This window comes from Flavobacterium sp., assembly GCF_044368625.1.
GTDB lineage: Bacteria > Bacteroidota > Bacteroidia > Flavobacteriales > Flavobacteriaceae > Flavobacterium.
In genome coordinates, this window is the sequence record NZ_JBIPPD010000181.1 from 1 (window position 1) to 6783 (window position 6783).

General features: G+C 36.2%; 7 protein-coding genes. 2 read left to right on the forward strand and 5 right to left on the reverse strand.

Annotated features, from left to right (window positions below):
* Window positions 1-132: 132 nt before the first annotated feature.
* From ACIQ2X_RS12320 to trmB, 3 genes are read right to left on the reverse strand one after another with little or no spacing between them, the layout of a single operon-like run.
* On the reverse strand, window positions 133-510 hold the full coding sequence (locus ACIQ2X_RS12320; protein WP_396179217.1) for an MGMT family protein: 378 nt from the start codon (window positions 508-510) through the stop codon (window positions 133-135).
* A gap of 9 nt (window positions 511-519) precedes the next feature.
* Window positions 520-1155, reverse strand: a complete 636-nt coding sequence (locus ACIQ2X_RS12325) for a LysE family transporter (protein WP_396179218.1) — start codon at window positions 1153-1155, stop codon at window positions 520-522.
* Window positions 1155-1832, reverse strand: coding sequence for a tRNA (guanosine(46)-N7)-methyltransferase TrmB (trmB, locus tag ACIQ2X_RS12330; RefSeq protein ID WP_396179223.1), 678 nt, complete (start codon window positions 1830-1832; stop codon window positions 1155-1157). The genes ACIQ2X_RS12325 and trmB overlap by 1 nt, the downstream gene beginning before the upstream one ends.
* Before the next feature lie 166 nt (window positions 1833-1998).
* Between trmB and ACIQ2X_RS12335 the strand changes: the two genes are divergently transcribed.
* A complete protein-coding gene (locus tag ACIQ2X_RS12335) occupies window positions 1999-3063 on the forward strand; it encodes a glycosyltransferase (protein ID WP_396179219.1) in 1065 nt (354 codons plus the stop codon).
* On the opposite strand, the gene ACIQ2X_RS12340 is transcribed toward ACIQ2X_RS12335, so the two are convergent.
* Both ACIQ2X_RS12340 and ACIQ2X_RS12345 read right to left on the reverse strand, forming a co-directional pair.
* Window positions 3037-4092, reverse strand: a complete 1056-nt coding sequence (locus tag ACIQ2X_RS12340; RefSeq protein ID WP_396179220.1) for a sensor histidine kinase — start codon at window positions 4090-4092, stop codon at window positions 3037-3039. The genes ACIQ2X_RS12335 and ACIQ2X_RS12340 overlap by 27 nt on opposite strands.
* A gap of 84 nt (window positions 4093-4176) precedes the next feature.
* Entirely contained in the window at window positions 4177-4860 is a 684-nt protein-coding gene (locus ACIQ2X_RS12345; RefSeq protein WP_396179221.1) for a response regulator transcription factor, read from the reverse strand.
* Between the two features lie 188 nt (window positions 4861-5048).
* Here ACIQ2X_RS12345 and ACIQ2X_RS12350 point away from each other — a divergent pair.
* On the forward strand, window positions 5049-6783 hold a 1735-nt coding region (locus ACIQ2X_RS12350), incomplete at its 3' end, for a carboxypeptidase-like regulatory domain-containing protein (RefSeq protein ID WP_396179222.1).

Consider the following 6783-nt stretch of genomic DNA (forward strand, 5'->3'; position numbering starts at 1 on the left):
TTTTCACTATATTTGTCATAGATATTGGTTTGTTTGGAGACTTCAAGATACTGAATTTCAGTATCTTGACCAATATCTAATCCATTTATTTTACTGCAAATAATTACACCCAACGGGTTAAAATAACTACGTTTACGTTTTTGAATTTAAAAGGCCCAATCTTTTTTCATCTGCTTCATTATTGATGTCTGCTTGTGGTTCCCAAAAATATTTTTCAAAATCCATAATTTGATTATCGACCACTTTTATACCTTCGTTTTCGAGCAGTTGTTGCATCAAATTGGTTCCGTCAAAGTGGTGTTTGCCCGTCAACAAACCTTTTCGGTTGACTACCCGATGGGCGGGAATATCGCTGTGACTGTGGGAAGCATTCATCGCCCAACCCACCATTCGAGCCGATTGAGCCGAACCCAAACATTTGGCAATTGCTCCGTAAGAGGTTACTTTTCCTTCCGGAATTTGTCGCGCGATTTGGTAAACGCGTTCAAAAAAAGATTCGCTTTCAGACATAATGTCGTGTTAAGTCCAATAATAATTGATAATATTTGCTAATGTTAATATGGAAACGATTCCGGTTATCGAGCCGATGATGTAGTTCATGTTTGTAAGCAAAAATTCGGTTTTGCGCTCCAGTTTTTTAAAAAAAGCGATGTAGCAATAAAATGCAAAAAAAGCGCCTAAACCGGAACCTGCCACAAAGCTGTAAACAAAATCCTTTTCAAAGGAGAAATAGTTGTAGGAAGCCAGCGTAACACTAACAAACACGTAAAATGGAATAGGAAAAAAATTCAAAGCGGATAATAACATGCCTAAAAAAAACCGGCTTTTTTTACTTTTGAGTTTTATTTTATTTTTTTCAGGCTTCATCTTTTTGGAAGTAACGAAAAAATAAACCGTTAAACCCGTAAAAATTAGGAGTCCTACTTCGCGAAGCAAAAGTACAACTGATGGATTTTGATCGATAAACTTTGCAAAAACAACTGCAAGAAAAGTTTGAACTAAAATAATTACTACCGCTCCCGTAGCAAAAACAATTGCCCTTGTCCGCCCCTCTTCGATACTCACTTTTGCCGCGGTCATATTGATTAAACCGGGAGGAGTAATTCCGATGGCAGAAGTAAGAAAACCCAAAAAAAGCGGCAAGGCGAATGTCATTATGCTTTGATTTTGAATCGAATATACGTAATTGCTTTGTTAATTTCTAAATATTGTTTTTCATAAAAAGTTTGAATCGCCGTTACAATCTCCGGACTTCCTTCGTTTTTATACACATTGTGATTGGCATACAATACTTCGTGGCCTTCACCGTGCAGCAATCCGAGGGTATAACCGTGCATAAATTCGCTGTCTGTTTTGAGATTTACAACACCATCGGGTTGCAATATTTTTTTGTACAATTGTAAAAACTCAGAATTGGTCATTCGGTGCTTGGTACGTTTGTATTTGATTTGAGGATCTGGAAAAGTGATCCAAATTTCGGCAATTTCGTTTTCGGCAAAAATAAAGTCAATCAATTCAATTTGCGTTCGAACAAAAGCTACATTGTGCATTCCTGTATCAACTGCTGTCTTGGCACCTCTCCAAAAACGTGCTCCTTTGACATCAATTCCGATGAAATTTTTATGGGGATACCTTTCGGCTAAACCTACCGAATATTCCCCTTTTCCGCAACCCAATTCCACAATAATAGGATTTTCGTTTTTGAAAAAATCACTATTCCATTTGCCTTTTAGTGGAAATTTTCCTGTGGTAACTTCCTCACGAGTTGGCTGAAATACATTTTCAAATGTTTCGTTTTCCTTAAATCTTTTTAATTTATTTTTACTTCCCACGATACTTATTAATATTTTGGTAAAATTAAGGAAATATATCAAACCATAATTAGTTTTATCTTGCAAGTGTCTATTTTTATACAACCATACAAGTCTTTGGAAATGGAATGTTTTTGAATTTCGACAAACCCCTTAAAAATTAGCTCAACTATTTAAAACAAAAAAATTGGAAGTTCAGCACAAAAACATTTTGGTAGCCCCTTTAAATTGGGGATTGGGACATGCAACTCGGTGTATTCCTGTGATTAGAAATTTACAAGAATGTGGATACAACCCAATTATTGCATCTGATGGAGCTGCTTTGGAATTGCTAAAATTAGAATTTCCAAATCTAAAATTTTTAGAACTTCCCTCCTATAAAATTACCTATCCCAAATGCGGCAACAACTTTAGATGGAAAATGTTGCAAAGTGTGCCAAACATAATCAGGGCCGTTGTAAAGGAACGAAATTTGGTCAAAAAATGGGTAAAAGACCACGCCCTTTCCGGAATCATTTCAGACAATCGTTTGGGCGTTTACAACCCGAAAATTCCGTGTGTTTTCATGACGCACCAGTTAAATGTTTTAACCGGAAGTACCACTTTTTTAACCACTTCTGTGCACCAACATTTTATTTCAAAATTTAACGAATGTTGGGTTCCTGATGTGGATAGTAAACCCAACTTGTCGGGAAAATTGGGTCATATTGACGAAACACTTATAAACTTGAAATATATAGGTGCGTTGAGTCGCTTTCGCAAAATAAAATCAGACGTAAAAAACGATCTTTTGGTGCTGCTTTCTGGTCCCGAACCGCAACGCAGCTTTTTGGAACAGAAATTAATTGCCGAACTCCAGCAGTACAAAGGTTCGGTAGTTTTTGTAAAAGGTGTAGTTGCGAAACAACAGCATTGTTTTCAATCCGAAAATATTATGTTTTACAACTTTATGCAAAGTGCTCAATTGGAGCAAACGCTCAACGAAAGTAATCTTGTACTTTGTAGGTCGGGGTACACGAGCGTGATGGACTTGGCAAAACTTCGCAAAAAAGCATTTTTTATACCCACACCGGGGCAATTCGAGCAAGAATATTTGGCACAAAAACTTCAAAAAGAACGTTTGGTTCCTTTTTGCAACCAAGATGATTTTTCATTAAAAAAGTTGGAAGAAGTGGAACAATACAAAGGACTAATTTATTGCGAAAATGAGGTGAGTTGGAAAAAACTATTCAGCCTTTTCGAGGGTAAATGAAAATTCGGAACCTACATTAATTTGGCTCTGCACATGAATTTTCCCGTTGTGGGCTTCAATGATGTGCTTGACAATAGATAAGCCTAAGCCAGAACCTCCTTCGGTTCGAGCACCACTTTTATCCACACGATAAAAACGTTCAAAAAGTCTTGGAATGTGCTGTTTTTCGATTCCTTCGCCGTTGTCTTTGACGCGAACAATAACTTTTCCGTTGGTTAGAATATCAAAACCCACTTCGACAAAACCGTTTTCTCGACCGTATTTTATGGCATTTACGATAAGGTTGGTAAGTACTTGCTGGATTTTTTCGCGATCGCCGCAAACCATTATAGGTTTGGAATATTTGTTGTCAAACGAAAGAATGATGTTTTTTCTTTCCGATTTCATTTCGAGTAAATCAAAAACACTTTGGGTGACTTGCACAATGTTGAACTTGTCAAAACTCAAATTCAAGTCGCCCATTTCGAGCTTCGAAATCATGTCTAGATCTTGAACAATGTACACCAAACGTTCTACTCCTTTTTCGGCGCGTTGCAAATATTTTTTGCGCAACGTTTTATCGTTCATGGCGCCGTCAAGTAAGGTAAGAATATAGCCTTGTACGGTAAAAAGCGGGGTTTTTAATTCGTGTGAAACGTTTCCTAAAAATTCTCGGCGGTATTCCTCCCTGATTTTTAAGGTTTCGATTTCCATTTTTTTGTCGGTGGCAAACTTTTTTACTTCCCTTGTCAGTGTTGCCATATCGGTAGTTATGGGCTGACTGATTAAGGTACTTGCTTCAAGGAATGAAACGTCGTCGTAAATTTTCTTGACGCGTCGGTAAATAAAAACTTCCACCCGATATTGGATGACCAAAAAAGAGAAGATATAGAGTGAAAATGCAAATACAATCAAAAAAACCGTTAAATGGTCTTGATTGGGATGAAAAATGTAATGACTCAATATGCCAACAAACCCAACACCAAAAAGCGTGATGTATGAAGCCGATTTAATGGCAAATTTATAAGTGCGCTTGAAACTTAAACTCATTTTCAAAATAGTCCAATTTTTAAGGACTACAAGTTAGTGATTGTTTTGGGTAAAAGAAAGAATTAGAGATGTTAAGAGGGAAATTTAATTTTCAAATTTATAACCCACCCCTTTTATGGTTTTGAATAAATCTTCGCCGATCTTTTCGCGCAATTTTCGAATGTGTACATCAATAGTTCGTCCGCCTACGATAACTTCATTACCCCAAACTTTGTCCAAAATTTCTTCTCTTGTAAATACTTTTCCAGGTTTAGAAGCCAATAAATAAAACAGCTCGAACTCCTTACGAGGCAAAACAATTTCGACCTCATCTTTAACAATTTTATAGGCCTCGCGATTGATTTCAATCCCGTTTACATTTAAGGTTTCCGAGTTTTGTTCTTCTTCTTTCAACCTTCGCAACAAAGCTTTCACTTTACTAACGAGTAATTTGGGTTTGATGGGCTTGGGAATATAATCATCGGCACCAGCGTCAAAACCGGCTACTTGCGAATAATCTTCGCTTCGAGCGGTTAAAAAGGTAATTAATGTATGGCTCAATTCAGGGATTTTTCGGATGGCTTCGCAGGCTTCCATTCCGTCCATTTCGGGCATCATAACATCCATGATAATCAAGTGCGGAAGTTCTTTTTTAGCTTTAGCAACAGCTTCTTTTCCATTTGTTGCGGTTACAATTTGATAGCCTTCTTGCGTTAGGTTATAGCCCACGATTTCGAGAATATCTTGTTCATCATCTACAAGTAAAATCTTGATGTCTTTTTTTTTCATAATAGCAGGATGTTGTGATTTGCGAATGTAAATGTAAATATAAAAAAAAACGATTTAAACCTGTTAACCGTAATTTAATCTCTTAACATTGGCGTAATATTAAAGATACTTAATGGTAATAAGAAGGTAACATCGGGTTTACACCCTTACTCTTACTTTGCAGAAAATTTTAACAAATCTTAATAATAATGAAATTCAAATTTCTAATCCTTACCCTTTTTATCTGTTTCATTTCTTTTGCACAAGATAAAGGTACAGTATCTGGAACAATAACTGATAAAGATTTAAATAACGAAGCATTGTCATTTGCCAATGTAATGATCAAAGGTACTACTATTGGTGCTTCTACAGATATGGACGGAAAATATTCTCTTTCTGTACCCGCTGGAAACCATATTCTATTAATTAGTTTCGTGGGATATGAAAATGTTGAAGTGCCATTTACGGTTAAAGCAGGCGAAACCACGATTATCAATCAATCGGTTGGTTCGGGGAGTGTGAAGCTGGAGGATATTGTGATTCAAAACATCAGAAGAAGAAATACCGAATCGGCTCTTGTAATGGAAATGAAAGAAGCCAAACAAGTAGTTAGTGCTATTTCTGCGGAACAAATGAGCAAAGGAACAGATGGAAATGCGGCTCAAGCGATGCAACGTGTTCCAGGAGTTACGATTAATGATGGTAGATTCGTAATGGTAAGAGGTTTGGGTGAAAGATACAATAACGTGATGATTAATGGTGCTTTAGCTCCAAGTACAGAGGTAGACAGAAGGACTTTCTCGTTCGATTTGCTTCCTACTAGTGCTCTTGAAAAGATGACCATTAGCAAAACAGGTGCCGCTTATTTACCAGGAGACTTTGCAGGAGGTTTAATTAGCATTACAACTTCAGAAAATTTTTCCGATTTCACACAATTGTCTTTTAATGTCGGTTTTAGAAATAACACAACCTTTAATGATTACTTTCAAACGGAAGGTTCACCAACTGACTTTTTAGGAACGGACAACGGTTTTAGACAACTACCAAGTGGTTTTCCTACAAATCGGGATGTATTAAACAACAACGAACAAAGCGTTCAATTTGCCAATCAATTGCCTAACAACTTCAATCCCCAACAAAGTACTGCATTTTTAAATAATGGCGTAGGATTTAGCATTGGTAGACAGATCAAATTAAAGAATGACAAAACTTTGAGTACTTTGAATATGATTTCGTATTCTAATAGTTTTCAAAATTATTCAAAAAATGTGAACACATTTATTAATGATTTTACTGGAGAAACGAACGAACCACAATTACAAAGAGATTTTGACGATCAATATTACTCAAATGAAGTAAAATTGTCTTTATTGTCAAATTGGTCATTCAGATACAATCCGAACAATAAAATCACCTTAAAGAATTTATACAATCAAATTGGAGAAAATTTCACAACCTTAAGAAGTGGATTTGACTTTGACCAAAGACCTGGACAGTTTTTAAATAACTACGAATTTGGCTATTCAGGAAGAAAAATCTTAACATCCCAATTAAATGGAGAGCACAGGCTTTCGGATGCTAACAAAATCAATTGGGTTGCCGGCGGTAATCTTATCAATGACATTCTCCCAGATTTAAGAAGATTCCGAACATTTCAAGATATTGACACTCCAAGTGATTCATTTACAATGATTGATCCACCGAGTTCAAATCCATTTGACACAGGGAGATTTTTCTCAGAATTAAATGAAAAATCTGCAAATGCAGGTGCTGATTTCGAACATAAAATCGAACGTAAGGATGGTGATTTAAATCTTGCAGATATTGTACTTAAAGCAGGGGTTTTTGCGGATTATAAAAACAGAGATTTCAGTGCAAGGTATTTTTCTTATGTGATTCCAGGAAACGTTGGACAAGACAGAAAAGAAGAACTATTAAATTTAC

What these genes read in the sequence shown, in the direction of transcription:
- ACIQ2X_RS12320 (WP_396179217.1), bottom strand. Translation starts at nt 510, where the DNA reads ATGTCTGAAAGCGAATCTTTTTTTGAACGCGTTTACCAAATCGCGCGA.
- ACIQ2X_RS12325 (WP_396179218.1), bottom strand. Translation starts at nt 1,155, where the DNA reads ATGACATTCGCCTTGCCGCTTTTTTTGGGTTTTCTTACTTCTGCCATC.
- ACIQ2X_RS12340 (WP_396179220.1), bottom strand. Translation starts at nt 4,092, where the DNA reads ATGAGTTTAAGTTTCAAGCGCACTTATAAATTTGCCATTAAATCGGCT.
- ACIQ2X_RS12345 (WP_396179221.1), bottom strand. Translation starts at nt 4,860, where the DNA reads ATGAAAAAAAAAGACATCAAGATTTTACTTGTAGATGATGAACAAGAT.